Here is a 14,626-nt window from a genome sequence, read left to right as displayed (position 1 = left end):
CGCCTCACCGTTCAGCCCCAAATCATCGCTGCCCAGCGCAGCAACAGCATCGCGCCGCAAATAGACAGCAGGACGACCACCATCTTCCAGTGTTTTTTGTTGAAACGTTTTGTCGGCATGCGTTTTTCCAGGGGATTTCCAGTCTTCAATAATCGAGTGTAACAAAAGGGTCAGGTGTTGCCTGTATTGATTTATATCATATCAAACATGATGATTGTCGCTTTGCCCGATAACAATTACCGTGTAAACTGCCAAGCGGTATTATCAGAAAGTGGGTGTAGGTCTGGCATCGCCAATCAGCATGCTGTGACATATTTCGCAGAGTGAAGCGGGAATCAGCCCAAACCTTTTTGATAAATTTCATATGAATCTTTGTATGTGATCTTTCGTGTGGGTCACCACTGCAAATAAGGATATAACATGCCTGTTATTACTCTTCCTGATGGCAGCCAACGCCATTACGACCACGCTGTAAGCCCCATGGATGTTGCGCTGGACATTGGTCCAGGTCTGGCGAAAGCCTGTATCGCAGGGCGCGTTAATGGCGAACTGGTAGATGCGTGCGATTTGATTGAAAACGACGCTAAACTGGCGATCATTACCGCTAAAGACGAAGAAGGTCTGGAGATCATTCGTCACTCCTGCGCGCACCTGTTAGGGCACGCAATTAAACAACTTTGGCCGCATACCAAAATGGCAATCGGCCCGGTTATTGACAACGGTTTCTATTACGACGTTGATCTTGACCGCACGTTAACCCAGGAAGATGTCGAAGCACTCGAGAAGCGGATGCATGAGCTTGCTGAGAAAAACTACGACGTCATTAAGAAGAAAGTCAGCTGGCACGAAGCGCGTGAAACGTTCGTTAAACGCGGCGAGAGCTATAAAGTCTCCATCCTGGACGAAAACATCGCCCATGATGACCAGCCTGGCCTCTATTTCCACGAAGAATATGTCGATATGTGCCGCGGTCCGCACGTACCGAATATGCGTTTCTGCCACCATTTCAAACTGATGAAAACGGCAGGGGCCTACTGGCGCGGCGACAGCAACAACAAAATGTTGCAACGTATTTATGGTACTGCGTGGGCAGATAAAAAAGCCCTCAACGCGTATCTGCAGCGTCTGGAAGAAGCCGCTAAACGCGACCACCGTAAAATCGGTAAACAGCTCGACCTGTACCATATGCAGGAAGAAGCGCCGGGTATGGTGTTCTGGCACAATGACGGCTGGACCATCTTCCGTGAACTGGAAGTGTTCGTTCGCTCTAAACTGAAAGAGTACCAGTATCAGGAAGTTAAGGGCCCGTTTATGATGGACCGCGTCCTGTGGGAAAAAACCGGTCACTGGGAAAACTATAAAGATGCAATGTTCACCACCTCTTCTGAGAACCGTGAATACTGCATTAAGCCGATGAACTGTCCGGGTCACGTACAAATCTTTAACCAGGGGCTGAAGTCGTATCGCGATCTGCCGCTGCGTATGGCCGAGTTCGGTAGCTGCCACCGTAACGAGCCGTCAGGATCCCTGCACGGCCTGATGCGCGTGCGTGGTTTTACCCAGGATGACGCGCATATCTTCTGTACTGAAGAACAAATTCGCGATGAAGTTAACGGATGTATCCGTTTAGTCTATGATATGTACAGCACTTTTGGCTTCGAGAAGATCGTGGTCAAGCTTTCCACTCGTCCTGAAAAACGTATTGGCAGTGACGAAATGTGGGATCGTGCTGAGGCGGACCTGGCAGTTGCGCTGGAAGAAAACAACATCCCGTTTGAGTATCAACTGGGTGAAGGCGCGTTCTACGGTCCGAAAATTGAATTTACCCTGTATGACTGCCTCGATCGTGCATGGCAGTGCGGTACAGTACAGCTGGACTTCTCCTTACCGTCTCGTCTGAGCGCTTCCTATGTAGGCGAAGACAACGAGCGTAAGGTTCCGGTAATGATTCACCGTGCAATTCTTGGGTCGATGGAACGTTTCATCGGTATCCTGACCGAAGAGTTCGCTGGTTTCTTCCCGACCTGGCTTGCGCCGGTTCAGGTTGTTATCATGAACATTACGGATTCACAGTCTGAATACGTTAACGAATTGACGCAAAAACTATCAAATGCGGGCATTCGTGTTAAAGCAGACTTGAGAAATGAGAAGATTGGCTTTAAAATCCGCGAGCACACTTTGCGTCGCGTCCCATATATGCTGGTCTGTGGTGATAAAGAGGTGGAATCTGGCAAAGTTGCCGTTCGCACCCGCCGTGGTAAAGACCTGGGAAGCATGGACGTAAATGAAGTGATCGAGAAGCTGCAACAAGAGATTCGCAGCCGCAGTCTTAAACAATTGGAGGAATAAGGTATTAAAGGCGGAAAACGAGTTCAAACGGCGCGTCCTAACCGTATCAATGGCGAAATTCGCGCCCAGGAAGTTCGCTTAACAGGTTTGGAAGGCGAGCAGCTTGGTATTGTGAGTCTGAGAGAAGCTCTGGAGAAAGCTGAAGAAGCCGGAGTAGACTTAGTCGAGATCAGCCCTAACGCCGAGCCGCCGGTTTGTCGTATAATGGATTACGGCAAATTCCTCTATGAAAAGAGCAAGTCTTCTAAGGAACAGAAGAAAAAGCAAAAAGTTATCCAGGTTAAGGAAATTAAATTCCGTCCTGGTACAGATGAAGGCGACTATCAGGTAAAACTCCGCAGCCTGATTCGCTTTCTCGAAGAGGGTGATAAAGCCAAAATCACGCTGCGTTTCCGCGGTCGTGAGATGGCGCACCAGCAAATCGGTATGGAAGTGCTTAATCGCGTGAAAGACGATTTGCAAGAACTGGCAGTGGTCGAATCCTTCCCAACGAAGATCGAAGGCCGCCAGATGATCATGGTGCTCGCTCCTAAGAAGAAACAGTAAGGCCATCAAGTAATCATTCCTGTGGGCCTCGGCTCACAGGGTGATTCGCCTTTGTTTCTGTTTATCAACAATGCGAAGTGGAAGTTATTAAAATGCCAAAAATTAAGACCGTACGCGGTGCTGCTAAGCGCTTCAAAAAAACCGGTAAAGGTGGTTTTAAGCACAAGCACGCTAACCTGCGTCACATTCTGACCAAAAAAGCGACCAAACGTAAACGTCACCTGCGTCCGAAAGCCATGGTTTCCAAAGGCGATCTGGGCCTGGTAATCGCGTGCCTGCCGTACGCATAAGCCGTTAACGTTTTTTAACTTTTTAATTAGAATATAGATACAGGAGAGCACATATGGCTCGCGTAAAACGTGGTGTTATTGCACGCGCACGTCACAAGAAAATTTTGAAACAAGCTAAAGGCTACTACGGTGCGCGTTCTCGCGTATACCGCGTTGCCTTCCAGGCTGTTATCAAAGCTGGTCAGTATGCTTACCGTGACCGTCGTCAACGTAAGCGTCAGTTCCGTCAACTGTGGATCGCGCGTATCAACGCAGCAGCACGTCAGAACGGTATTTCTTACAGCAAATTCATCAATGGTCTGAAAAAAGCCTCTGTTGAAATCGACCGTAAGATCCTGGCTGATATCGCAGTATTCGACAAAGTAGCGTTCACCGCTCTGGTTGAAAAAGCGAAAGCAGCTCTGGCATAAGCCAGTTGAAAGAGGGAGCCAGTCTCCCTCTTTTCGTTTCAACACCATCAAAACATTGACTTTTATCGCCGTAGCCTTTTCAATAAAGGTCTTTTGAAAAGTACCAAAAGGTAACGCAAGCAATGAATGCTGCTATTTTCCGCTTCTTTTTTTACTTTAGCACCTGACTCCAGGAGGCTAGCGCGTGAGAAGAGAAACGGAAAACAGCGCCTGAAAGCCTCCCAGTGGAGGCTTTTTTTGTATGCGCGTTTTGAAAAATAAAAAGCCTGTCTCATCAGGCGTAATTGTCGCAGCCAGTCTGGACACGGCCAGCGCGGAGAAACCGGAGCGTACTTAAGTACGTGAGGATTTCGAGCACTGCCCGGGACCAAAATGGCAAGTAAAATAGCCTGATGGGATAGGCTCTAAGTCCAACGAACCAGTGTCACCACTGACACAATGAGGAAAACCATGTCACATCTCGCAGAACTGGTTGCCAGTGCGAAGGCGGCCATTAGCCAGGCGTCAGATGTTGCCGCGTTAGACAATGTGCGCGTCGAATATTTGGGTAAAAAAGGGCACTTAACCCTTCAGATGACGACCCTGCGTGAGCTGCCGCCAGAAGAGCGTCCGGCAGCTGGTGCGGTTATCAACGAAGCGAAAGAGCAAGTTCAGCAGGCGCTGAATGCGCGTAAAGCTGAACTGGAAAGCGCAGCGCTGAATGCGCGTCTGGCTGCGGAAACTATCGATGTTTCCCTCCCTGGTCGTCGTATCGAAAACGGTGGCCTGCACCCGGTTACCCGCACTATCGACCGTATCGAAAGTTTCTTCGGTGAGCTTGGCTTTACCGTGGCAACCGGGCCGGAAATCGAAGACGATTATCATAACTTCGATGCTCTGAACATTCCTGGTCACCACCCGGCGCGCGCTGACCACGACACTTTCTGGTTTGACGCTACCCGCCTGCTGCGTACCCAGACCTCTGGCGTACAGATCCGCACCATGAAAGCCCAGCAGCCGCCGATTCGTATTATCGCGCCTGGCCGCGTTTACCGTAACGACTACGACCAGACTCACACGCCGATGTTCCATCAGATGGAAGGTCTGATTGTTGATACCAACATCAGCTTTACCAACCTGAAAGGCACGCTGCACGACTTCCTGCGTAACTTCTTTGAAGAAGATTTGCAGATTCGCTTCCGTCCTTCCTACTTCCCGTTCACCGAACCTTCTGCAGAAGTGGACGTCATGGGTAAAAACGGTAAATGGCTGGAAGTACTGGGCTGCGGGATGGTGCATCCGAACGTGCTGCGTAATGTTGGCATCGATCCGGAAGTTTACTCCGGTTTCGCCTTCGGTATGGGGATGGAGCGTCTGACCATGTTGCGTTACGGCGTCACCGACCTGCGTTCATTCTTCGAAAACGATCTGCGTTTCCTCAAACAGTTTAAATAAGGCAGGAATAGATTATGAAATTCAGTGAACTGTGGTTACGCGAATGGGTGAACCCGGCGATCGATAGTGATGCGCTGGCGAATCAAATCACGATGGCGGGCCTGGAAGTTGACGGTGTAGAACCGGTTGCCGGTAGCTTCCACGGCGTGGTCGTTGGTGAAGTGGTTGAATGTGCGCAGCATCCGAATGCTGACAAACTGCGAGTGACCAAAGTCAATGTCGGTGGCGATCGCCTGCTGGACATCGTCTGCGGCGCGCCAAACTGTCGTCAGGGCCTGCGTGTGGCGGTAGCAACTATTGGTGCTGTACTGCCGGGCGATTTCAAAATTAAAGCCGCGAAACTGCGCGGTGAACCGTCTGAAGGGATGCTGTGCTCCTTCTCTGAGCTGGGTATTTCTGACGATCATAACGGTATTATCGAACTGCCTGCGGATGCGCCAATTGGCACCGACATCCGTGAATACCTGAAACTTGATGACAACACCATCGAAATCAGTGTGACGCCAAACCGTGCAGACTGCTTAGGCATTATCGGCGTAGCGCGTGATGTTGCCGTGCTGAACCAGCTTCCGCTGGTTGAACCGGAAATTGTCCCGGTTGGTGCAACCATCGATGACACGCTGCCGATTGCGGTAGAAGCGCCGGAAGCCTGCCCGCGTTATCTTGGCCGCGTAGTAAAAGGCATTAACGTTAAAGCGCCAACTCCGCTGTGGATGAAAGAAAAACTGCGTCGTTGCGGGATTCGTTCTATCGATGCAGTGGTTGACGTCACCAACTACGTGCTGCTCGAACTGGGTCAGCCGATGCACGCTTTCGACAAAGATCGCATTGAAGGCGGCATTGTGGTGCGGATGGCGAAAGAGGGCGAAACGCTGGTACTGCTCGACGGTACCGAAGCGAAGCTGAACGCTGACACCCTGGTCATCGCCGACCACAACAAGGCGCTGGCGATGGGCGGTATCTTCGGTGGCGAACACTCTGGAGTGAATGACGAAACGCAAAACGTCCTGCTGGAATGCGCGTTCTTCAGCCCGCTGTCTATCACCGGTCGTGCTCGTCGTCATGGCCTGCATACTGATGCTTCTCACCGTTATGAGCGTGGTGTTGATCCGGCACTGCAGCACAAAGCAATGGAACGTGCGACCCGTCTGCTGATCGATATCTGCGGCGGTGAAGCTGGCCCGGTTATCGATATCACTAACGAAGCAACGTTGCCGAAGCGTGCGACCATCACTCTGCGTCGTAGCAAATTGGATCGTCTGATCGGCCATCATATTGCCGATGCACAGGTGACTGACATTCTGCGTCGTCTCGGCTGTGAAGTTACCGAAGGCAAGGACGAGTGGCAGGCTGTTGCACCGAGCTGGCGTTTCGACATGGAGATTGAAGAAGATCTGGTCGAAGAAGTGGCGCGTGTTTACGGCTACAACAACATCCCGGATGAACCGGTGCAGGCGAGCCTGATTATGGGGACTCACCGTGAAGCCGATTTGTCACTCAAGCGCGTGAAAACGCTGCTCAACGACAAAGGCTATCAGGAAGTGATCACCTATAGCTTCGTTGATCCGAAAGTGCAGCAGATGATCCACCCGGGCGTTGAAGCCTTACTGCTGCCAAGCCCGATTTCCGTTGAAATGTCGGCAATGCGTCTTTCTCTGTGGACCGGTCTGCTGGCAACTGTAGTGTACAACCAGAACCGTCAGCAAAACCGTGTGCGCATTTTTGAAAGCGGTCTGCGCTTCGTGCCAGATACGCAGGCGCCATTGGGCATTCGTCAGGATCTGATGTTAGCCGGTGTGATTTGCGGTAACCGTTACGAAGAGCACTGGAACCTGGCAAAAGAGACTGTTGATTTCTATGATTTGAAAGGCGATCTTGAATCCGTTCTCGACCTGACCGGTAAACTGGCTGATGTTGAGTTCCGTGCAGAAGCAAATCCGGCACTGCATCCGGGACAATCCGCAGCGATTTATCTGAAAGGTGAACGTATTGGTTTTGTTGGGGTTGTTCATCCTGAACTGGAACGTAAACTGGATCTTAACGGTCGCACTCTGGTGTTTGAACTGGAGTGGAACAAGCTCGCAGACCGCGTGGTGCCTCAAGCGCGCGAGATTTCGCGCTTCCCGGCGAACCGTCGTGACATCGCGGTTGTGGTTGCAGAAAACGTTCCCGCAGCGGATATTTTATCCGAATGTAAGAAAGTTGGCGTAAATCAGGTAGTTGGCGTAAACTTGTTTGACGTGTACCGCGGTAAGGGTGTTGCGGAGGGGTATAAGAGCCTCGCCATAAGCCTGATCCTGCAAGATACCAGCCGTACACTCGAAGAAGAGGAGATTGCCGCTACCGTCGCCAAATGTGTAGAGGCATTAAAAGAGCGATTCCAGGCATCATTGAGGGATTGAACCTATGGCGCTTACAAAAGCTGAAATGTCAGAATATCTGTTTGATAAGCTTGGGCTTAGCAAGCGGGATGCCAAAGAACTGGTTGAACTGTTTTTCGAAGAGATCCGTCGCGCTCTGGAAAACGGCGAGCAGGTGAAACTCTCTGGTTTTGGTAACTTCGATCTGCGTGATAAGAATCAACGCCCGGGACGTAACCCGAAAACGGGCGAGGATATTCCCATTACAGCACGGCGCGTGGTGACCTTCAGACCCGGGCAGAAGTTAAAAAGCCGGGTCGAAAACGCCACACCCAAAGACGAGTAATCTGATCTAACTAAAAAGGCCGCTCTGCGGCCTTTTTTCTTTTCACTGTCGAAGAGTCACCGTAAAATCAACGGAATGACACTTCAGCAGAACGGATACCATGCTGACACTTGCCCGCCAACAACAGCGACAAAATATTCGCTGGTTATTATGCCTGTCAGTTTTGATGCTGCTGGCGCTTCTCTTAAGCCTTTGCGCTGGTGAACAATGGATTTCACCTGCCGACTGGTTCACTCCTCGTGGCGAACTGTTCGTCTGGCAAATTCGCCTGCCACGTACCCTGGCTGTATTGCTGGTTGGCGCGGCGCTGGCGTTATCAGGCGCGGTCATGCAGGCGCTGTTTGAAAACCCTCTTGCGGAGCCGGGGCTGCTTGGCGTCTCTAACGGCGCTGGAGTGGGGCTTATCGCCGCTGTATTGCTCGGACAAGGGCAGTTACCGAACTGGGCGCTGGGGCTGTGTGCGATTGCTGGCGCGCTTATTATCACCTTAATTCTCTTGCGTTTTGCCCGCCGTCATCTTTCAACCAGCCGATTACTGCTGGCTGGTGTTGCGCTGGGTATCATCTGTAGCGCGTTAATGACGTGGGCCATCTACTTTTCCACGTCTGTTGATTTACGCCAACTGATGTACTGGATGATGGGCGGCTTTGGTGGTGTAGACTGGCGGCAAAGTTGGCTGATGGTGGCCTTGATTCCGGTGTTGTTGTGGATTTGCTGTCAGTCCCGCCCAATGAATATGTTAGCGCTGGGTGAAATCTCGGCGCGACAACTGGGGTTACCACTGTGGCTCTGGCGCAATGTGCTGGTCGCGGCTACCGGTTGGATGGTCGGTGTCAGTGTGGCGTTGGCTGGCGCTATTGGGTTTATTGGCCTGGTTATCCCGCATATTCTGCGGCTGTGCGGATTAACCGATCACCGGGTATTACTTTCCGGCTGCGCGCTGGCAGGTGCTACTGCGTTGCTGCTTGCCGATATTGTTGCTCGACTGGCGCTGGCTTCCGCAGAGTTACCGATTGGTGTGGTCACCGCCACCCTGGGTGCGCCGGTGTTTATCTGGTTATTGTTAAAAGCAGGACGTTAGCCGCATAAAGACGGTCTATGATTAAAAGCTAAGATTTTTACTGACCTTATCCAGGAGACACGATGCAAGATCCCATTCTGACCACCGTAGTGAAGACGATTGACGGGGAAGTGACCACGCTGGAGAAATATGCCGGTAATGTGCTGCTGATTGTCAATGTTGCTTCAAAGTGTGGCTTAACGCCGCAATATGAACAGTTGGAGAATATCCAGAAAGCCTGGGCCGATCGTGGTTTCGTCGTGCTGGGATTTCCGTGCAACCAGTTCCTTGAACAAGAACCAGGTAGTGATGAAGAAATTAAAACTTATTGCACCACCACTTGGGGCGTGACGTTCCCAATGTTCAGTAAAATTGAGGTCAATGGCGAAGGTCGTCATCCGCTATATCAAAAATTGATTGCCGCAGCGCCGACGGCGGTGGCACCGGAAGAGAGCGGTTTCTACGCGCGAATGGCCAGCAAAGGCCGTGCGCCACTGTACCCTGATGATATTTTGTGGAATTTTGAAAAGTTTCTGGTGGGTAGAGACGGAAAGGTCATCCAGCGTTTTTCCCCGGATATGACGCCGGAAGATCCTATTGTAATGGAAAGCATTAAACTGGCGTTGGCAAAATAATGTCTATTGTGATGCAGTTACAGGATGTAGCGGAATCAACCCGCCTGGGGCCGCTTTCTGGCGAGGTCCGGGCAGGGGAGATCCTGCATCTGGTGGGGCCGAACGGCGCGGGCAAGAGCACCTTGCTGGCGCGAATGGCGGGGATGACCAGTGGTCAGGGAAGCATTCAGTTTGCAGGTAAACCACTGGATACCTGGCCCGCAACAACACTCGCCCTGCATCGCGCCTATCTTGCACAACAACAGACGCCGCCGTTTGCTATGCCAGTCTGGCATTACCTGACCATGCACCAGCACGATAAAACGCGAACCGATCTGCTAAATGATGTCGCAGGGGCGTTGGCCCTTGATGACAAACTCGGTCGAAGCACCAATCAACTATCCGGTGGTGAATGGCAACGTGTCCGTCTTGCTGCTGTGGTGCTACAAATCACGCCGCAAGCGAATCCGGCAGGTCAATTGCTTCTCCTTGATGAACCCATGAACAGCCTTGATGTTGCCCAGCAAAGCGCGTTAGATAAAATTTTGAGCGCGCTCTGTCAGCAAGGCGTGGCGATTGTGATGAGCAGTCACGATCTTAACCACACATTGCGTCACGCGCATCGGGCGTGGTTACTTAAACAAGGAAAACTGCTTGCCAGTGGGCGGAGAGATGAAGTACTAACGCCGCCGAATCTGGCCCAGGCTTATGGCATGAGCTTCCGTCGTCTGGACATTGAAGGTCACCGAATGCTGATTTCGACCACCTGATTTCATTAGCATCTTGAAAAACGGGTAATTTCGACGCTAAATTAATGCAAGAATAAAAAACAGAGGATTCGTACGGAATGCGTTTCTGCCTAATTTTAATTACAGCACTGTTTCTGGCCGGGTGTAGCCATCATAAAGCGCCGCCGCCAAACGCCAGGCTTTCTGACTCCATTACTGTCATTGCCGGTTTGAACGATCAACTACAGAGCTGGCATGGTACGCCGTATCGTTATGGCGGCATGACTCGACGTGGAGTGGACTGTTCGGGTTTCGTGGTTGTGACGATGCGTGACCGTTTCGACTTACAGTTGCCACGCGAAACAAAACAACAGGCCGCTATCGGTACCCAAATTGATAAAGAAGAATTGCTGCCAGGCGATCTGGTCTTTTTCAAAACAGATTCCGGGCAAAATGGTTTACACGTGGGTATTTACGATACCAACAATCAATTCATTCACGCCTCTACCAGCAAGGGGGTGATGCGTTCTTCCCTCGATAATGTCTACTGGCAGAAAAATTTCTGGCAGGCGAGACGAATCTAGTATCTCAATAAATGGACGGTGCTGATACCGCACCGTCTGTTAACTCCTGAATACAGTAGTATTTTGCAGACAAAAATACCGCAAATGGAATATTCGTTTATACTCAGGATAATCTAAAAAAAGGACCCCTGAAAAAGTGGTTAACATGGAACAAATGAAAGTTATTCCCTCTGTATTTGTTATGCCTTATGGCCTCAAACTTTTTATCTGGATGTTGAAAAAAATCCGAAGAGAGGGGCTGTTACCATGAAGGTCTTACTGGAGAATCTTTATCATTCTGATTACTATTTTCTACCGATAAGAGACAGCCAACAAAATCTTGTTGGGGTTGAGTTAATAACCCATTTCTCCAGTGACGACGGTACGGTGCGCATCCCGACGACACGGGTTATTGCACAACTTTCAGAGGAGCAGCATTGGCAATTATTTGCCGAAAAGTTGGAATTACTAAAATCATGCCAACATTTTTTCATTCAACATAAACTCTTTGCCTGGATTAATTTAACGCCACAAGTAGCAAAGTTATTATTAGATAGGGATAATTACGCAAGCAAACTATTAAAAGTTCCCTTTGCTGAATTGATGATTAATGAAAATTATCCTCATCTTAATGAGGGAAAAGATAATTATGAACTTTTACACTTATCCAAAATTTTTCCATTGGTTTTGGGAAATTTGGGTGCGGGCAACAGTACAATGAAGGCTGTTTTTGATGGGCTTTTCACTCGCGTCATGCTGGATAAAGGTTTTATTCAGCAACAAATAGTCCATAAATCTTTCGCGCCTTTTATTCGTGCGCTCCATGCGCAAATTTCACCTTGTTGCAATTGTATTATTGCTGCTGGTATTAATACACCGGAGATGTTGGCGCAGATGGTGCCGTTTGGTTTCCATGCTTTTCAGGGATGCTTGTGGCCCGCAGTTCCCGTAAGCCAGATAACAACGCTGGTCCAGCGATAACCCTCTTGTTTGCTGGTGTTTAAGACGAGAGTAACCGTCTACACTATCAAACAGGAGGATCTATGACCCTGTCTTTTATTACCCGCTGGCGTGATGAATTGCCGGCAACATATACATCGCTTTCCCCTACGCCTTTAAATAATGCCCGGTTGATTTGGTATAACGCCGAACTGGCTAATACGCTGGGTGTTCCATCGTCGCTGTTTGAAAGTGGCGCGGGTGTCTGGGGCGGCGAAACTTTACTGCCAGGCATGTCGCCACTGGCCCAGGTCTACAGTGGCCACCAGTTTGGTGTCTGGGCGGGGCAGCTTGGCGACGGACGCGGTATTTTACTCGGCGAGCAACAGTTTGCCGACGGTACCACCATGGACTGGCATCTGAAAGGTGCGGGGCTGACGCCTTATTCGCGGATGGGCGACGGACGTGCGGTTTTACGTTCAACAATTCGCGAAAGTCTTGCCAGTGAGGCAATGCATCACCTTGGCATTCCGACGACACGCGCCTTAAGCATTGTTACCAGCGATACGCCGGTTTACCGGGAGACGGTCGAATCAGGAGCGATGCTGATGCGCGTAGCGCAGAGTCATTTGCGATTTGGCCACTTTGAACACTTTTACTATCGTCGGGAACCGGAAAAAGTTCGCCAGCTGGCTGACTTCGCCATTCGCTATTACTGGCCGCATCTTCAGGATGAAGAGGATAAATACCACCTCTGGTTTACCGATATTGTCGCACGTACGGCTTCGTTAATCGCCAGCTGGCAGACAGTCGGTTTTGCTCACGGGGTGATGAACACGGATAACATGTCGATTCTCGGGCTGACGCTGGATTATGGTCCATTTGCTTTCCTCGATGATTATGAACCGGGCTTTATTTGTAATCACTCTGATCATCAGGGACGTTACAGCTTTGATAATCAACCTGCCGTTGCGTTGTGGAATTTACAGCGTCTGGCGCAGACATTGTCGCCGTTTATCACTGTCGACGCGTTAAACGAGGCACTGGAAAGCTATCAACAGGTTTTGTTGACGCATTATGGAAAACGTATGCGGCAGAAGCTGGGCTTTATGACGGAGCAAAAAGAGGATAATGCGCTACTGAATGAATTGTTCAGTCTGATGGCGCAAGAGCGCAGTGATTATACTCGCACATTCCGCATGTTAAGCCTGACCGAGCAGCACAGTGCGGCTTCACCGCTGCGCGATGAGTTTATTGACCGCGCGGCGTTTGATGACTGGTTTACGCGTTATCGGGCGCGCTTGCAACAAGACGGAGTTGCCGATAGTGAACGTCAGCAACTGATGCAGAGCGTCAATCCTACGCTGGTATTGCGAAACTGGCTGGCACAACGCGCTATTGAGGCGGCAGAAAAGGGCGATATGACAGAATTACAACGTCTGCATGAAGCGTTGCGAAATCCTTTCAGCGACAGGGATGATGACTATGTCAGTCGTCCACCTGACTGGGGTAAATGGCTTGAAGTCAGCTGCTCGAGTTAAAGGCTACTTGGTCAACAGCAGCTTGCCAGCCTGAGTTTTACGGAGCAGATATTCTTGCCCGTCATGATCGATAATCAGTTTGCCATTAGGACCTAACAGTGTCTGGCTGGTAATTCGCCGAATGGGCTGCGGGGAAGCGGTCTTGTGATTGGCATCCGTTTCAGGCGTGAGTTTTCTGCTATCCGTATAACGCATAAAAATTAATAATAATTGATATAACAATGATTCTTATTATCAATATTATGGCAAACCAGAGCAAGCAGTAATTTGTTGAGAAGACAACAAGTTGCGCAGAAATGCCCATTCCGTCAGGAATGGGCACGCATTCAGAAGCGGGAATCTACCGCAGAGGCGAGTTTTTCGACCAGGCGTTCAGTATCTTCCCAACCTAAACAAGGATCGGTAATCGACTGACCGTAGGTGAGCGGCTGACCGCTGACGATTTTTTGTGTACCTTCGCGCAGGAAACTTTCTGCCATAATTCCGGCAATTGCCGTGGAGCCATTGCGGATTTGCTGGCAAACATCTTCACAGACTTCTAACTGACGGCGGTGCTGCTTCTGGCAGTTACCGTGGCTGAAATCAACCACCAGATGTTCAGGTAAATCAAACTCGTGCAGCGTATCGCAGGCTGCGGCGATATCATCGGCATGGTAGTTCGGTTTTTTGCCGCCACGCATAATAATATGGCCGTATGGGTTGCCGCTGGTCTGATAGATGGTCATCTGACCGTTTTTGTCTGGCGAGAGGAACATATGGCTGGCACGGGCTGCGCGGATAGCATCCACGGCAATCCGCGTGTTGCCATCGGTACCATTTTTAAAACCTACCGGACAGGAGAGCGCTGACGCCATTTCACGGTGGATTTGGCTCTCGGTGGTACGTGCGCCAATTGCGCCCCAGCTAATTAAGTCAGCAATAAACTGACCGGTCACCATATCGAGGAACTCGGTCGCGGTGGGAACGCCCAGTTCATTTACCTGCAACAGCAACTTACGTGCCATTTCAATGCCGTGATTAACGCGATAGCTGCCGTTTAAATCCGGATCGGAGATGAGTCCTTTCCAGCCAACAACGGTACGCGGTTTTTCAAAATAGGTGCGCATAACAATTTCCAGTCGTGACTGGTACTGGTTGCGCAACGCCTGCAGACGGGTGGCATACTCCATGGCAGCGGTCAGATCGTGGATCGAGCAGGGTCCAATAATGACCAATAGCCGCTTGTCTTCACCGTTCAGTATTTTTTCAATTCTGCGGCGGGAATCAATGACATGGTTGGCGACGCCAGGCGTTACGGGATACCGTAGCGCGAGTTCGGCGGGCGTTACCAGGCTCTCGATACGCGCAGTACGGAGTTCGTCAGTTCTGTTCATTACAAGTCTCAGAAATTTGTTGCTTCAACGGCAGGACTACCGGGAAGTGATGCGCATCACGATAAACCAATCG

17 protein-coding genes and 1 other annotated feature are annotated in these 14,626 nt (G+C 50.4%); of the genes, 14 read left to right on the top strand and 3 right to left on the bottom strand.

Going from position 1 to position 14,626, the window contains the following annotated elements; all coding sequences use genetic code 11:
• Nucleotides 1-11: 11 nt before the first annotated feature.
• The gene (gene yniD / locus D9738_RS07175; RefSeq protein ID WP_064529152.1) at nt 12-119 is read right to left on the bottom strand and encodes a small membrane protein YniD; all 108 of its coding nucleotides are present in this window, start codon (nt 117-119) and stop codon (nt 12-14) included.
• A 301-nt stretch (nt 120-420) separates the two neighbouring features.
• Here yniD and thrS point away from each other — a divergent pair, with 301 nt between their 5' ends.
• From thrS to selO, 14 genes are all read left to right on the top strand, one after another.
• Nucleotides 421-2,349: a threonine--tRNA ligase gene (gene thrS / locus D9738_RS07170; RefSeq protein ID WP_130208286.1), complete on the top strand. Its 1,929-nt coding sequence runs from the start codon at nt 421-423 to the stop codon at nt 2,347-2,349.
• Between the two features lie 3 nt (nt 2,350-2,352).
• The gene (gene infC, locus D9738_RS07165) at nt 2,353-2,895 is read left to right on the top strand and encodes a translation initiation factor IF-3 (RefSeq protein ID WP_001700733.1); all 543 of its coding nucleotides are present in this window, start codon (nt 2,353-2,355) and stop codon (nt 2,893-2,895) included.
• 92 nt (nt 2,896-2,987) lie between these two features.
• Nucleotides 2,988-3,185 (top strand): 50S ribosomal protein L35, encoded by a 198-nt coding sequence (rpmI, locus tag D9738_RS07160; RefSeq protein WP_001124225.1) that lies wholly within the window; start codon nt 2,988-2,990, stop codon nt 3,183-3,185.
• A gap of 53 nt (nt 3,186-3,238) precedes the next feature.
• Entirely contained in the window at nt 3,239-3,595 is a 357-nt protein-coding gene (rplT, locus tag D9738_RS07155) for a 50S ribosomal protein L20 (RefSeq protein WP_000124850.1), read from the top strand.
• A gap of 116 nt (nt 3,596-3,711) precedes the next feature.
• Nucleotides 3,712-3,836, top strand: a sequence feature (Phe leader region).
• Entirely contained in the window at nt 3,718-3,762 is a 45-nt protein-coding gene (gene pheM / locus D9738_RS07150) for a pheST operon leader peptide PheM (protein WP_001386830.1), read from the top strand. (Overlaps the previous feature by 45 nt.)
• 209 nt (nt 3,837-4,045) lie before the next feature.
• A complete protein-coding gene (gene pheS / locus D9738_RS07145; protein ID WP_000018588.1) occupies nt 4,046-5,029 on the top strand; it encodes a phenylalanine--tRNA ligase subunit alpha in 984 nt (327 codons plus the stop codon).
• Between the two features lie 14 nt (nt 5,030-5,043).
• Nucleotides 5,044-7,431, top strand: coding sequence for a phenylalanine--tRNA ligase subunit beta (gene pheT / locus D9738_RS07140; protein ID WP_130259846.1), 2,388 nt, complete (start codon nt 5,044-5,046; stop codon nt 7,429-7,431).
• A 4-nt stretch (nt 7,432-7,435) separates the two neighbouring features.
• The gene (ihfA, locus tag D9738_RS07135; protein ID WP_002440155.1) at nt 7,436-7,735 is read left to right on the top strand and encodes an integration host factor subunit alpha; all 300 of its coding nucleotides are present in this window, start codon (nt 7,436-7,438) and stop codon (nt 7,733-7,735) included.
• 100 nt (nt 7,736-7,835) lie between these two features.
• Nucleotides 7,836-8,816, top strand: coding sequence for a vitamin B12 ABC transporter permease BtuC (gene btuC, locus D9738_RS07130; protein WP_130259845.1), 981 nt, complete (start codon nt 7,836-7,838; stop codon nt 8,814-8,816).
• 62 nt (nt 8,817-8,878) lie between these two features.
• Complete coding sequence (btuE, locus tag D9738_RS07125) at nt 8,879-9,430, top strand: bifunctional thioredoxin/glutathione peroxidase (RefSeq protein ID WP_130208280.1); 552 nt, start codon at nt 8,879-8,881, stop codon at nt 9,428-9,430.
• Nucleotides 9,430-10,179, top strand: a complete 750-nt coding sequence (gene btuD / locus D9738_RS07120; protein WP_130259844.1) for a vitamin B12 ABC transporter ATP-binding protein BtuD — start codon at nt 9,430-9,432, stop codon at nt 10,177-10,179. Before btuE ends, btuD begins: the two co-directional genes overlap by 1 nt.
• 77 nt (nt 10,180-10,256) lie before the next feature.
• Nucleotides 10,257-10,721, top strand: coding sequence for an NlpC/P60 family protein (locus D9738_RS07115; RefSeq protein ID WP_130259843.1), 465 nt, complete (start codon nt 10,257-10,259; stop codon nt 10,719-10,721).
• Nucleotides 10,722-10,967: 246 nt separating this feature from the next.
• Nucleotides 10,968-11,681 (top strand): EAL domain-containing protein, encoded by a 714-nt coding sequence (locus D9738_RS07110; protein ID WP_130259842.1) that lies wholly within the window; start codon nt 10,968-10,970, stop codon nt 11,679-11,681.
• A gap of 62 nt (nt 11,682-11,743) precedes the next feature.
• A complete protein-coding gene (gene selO, locus D9738_RS07105; RefSeq protein ID WP_130259841.1) occupies nt 11,744-13,180 on the top strand; it encodes a protein adenylyltransferase SelO in 1,437 nt (478 codons plus the stop codon).
• A 3-nt stretch (nt 13,181-13,183) separates the two neighbouring features.
• Here the strand turns inward: selO and hemP are convergent, their stop codons facing one another.
• Both hemP and aroH read right to left on the bottom strand, forming a co-directional pair.
• Nucleotides 13,184-13,375, bottom strand: a complete 192-nt coding sequence (gene hemP, locus D9738_RS07100; protein WP_130208717.1) for a hemin uptake protein HemP — start codon at nt 13,373-13,375, stop codon at nt 13,184-13,186.
• Nucleotides 13,376-13,506: 131 nt separating this feature from the next.
• Nucleotides 13,507-14,553 (bottom strand): 3-deoxy-7-phosphoheptulonate synthase AroH, encoded by a 1,047-nt coding sequence (gene aroH, locus D9738_RS07095; protein WP_130259840.1) that lies wholly within the window; start codon nt 14,551-14,553, stop codon nt 13,507-13,509.
• Between the last annotated feature and the right edge of the window lie 73 nt (nt 14,554-14,626).

This window comes from Escherichia sp. E10V5, assembly GCF_004212315.1.
Classification (GTDB): Bacteria; Pseudomonadota; Gammaproteobacteria; order Enterobacterales; family Enterobacteriaceae; genus Escherichia.
Note: the sequence above shows the minus strand (reverse complement) of the source record. Positions and strands in the feature narration are given on the sequence as shown.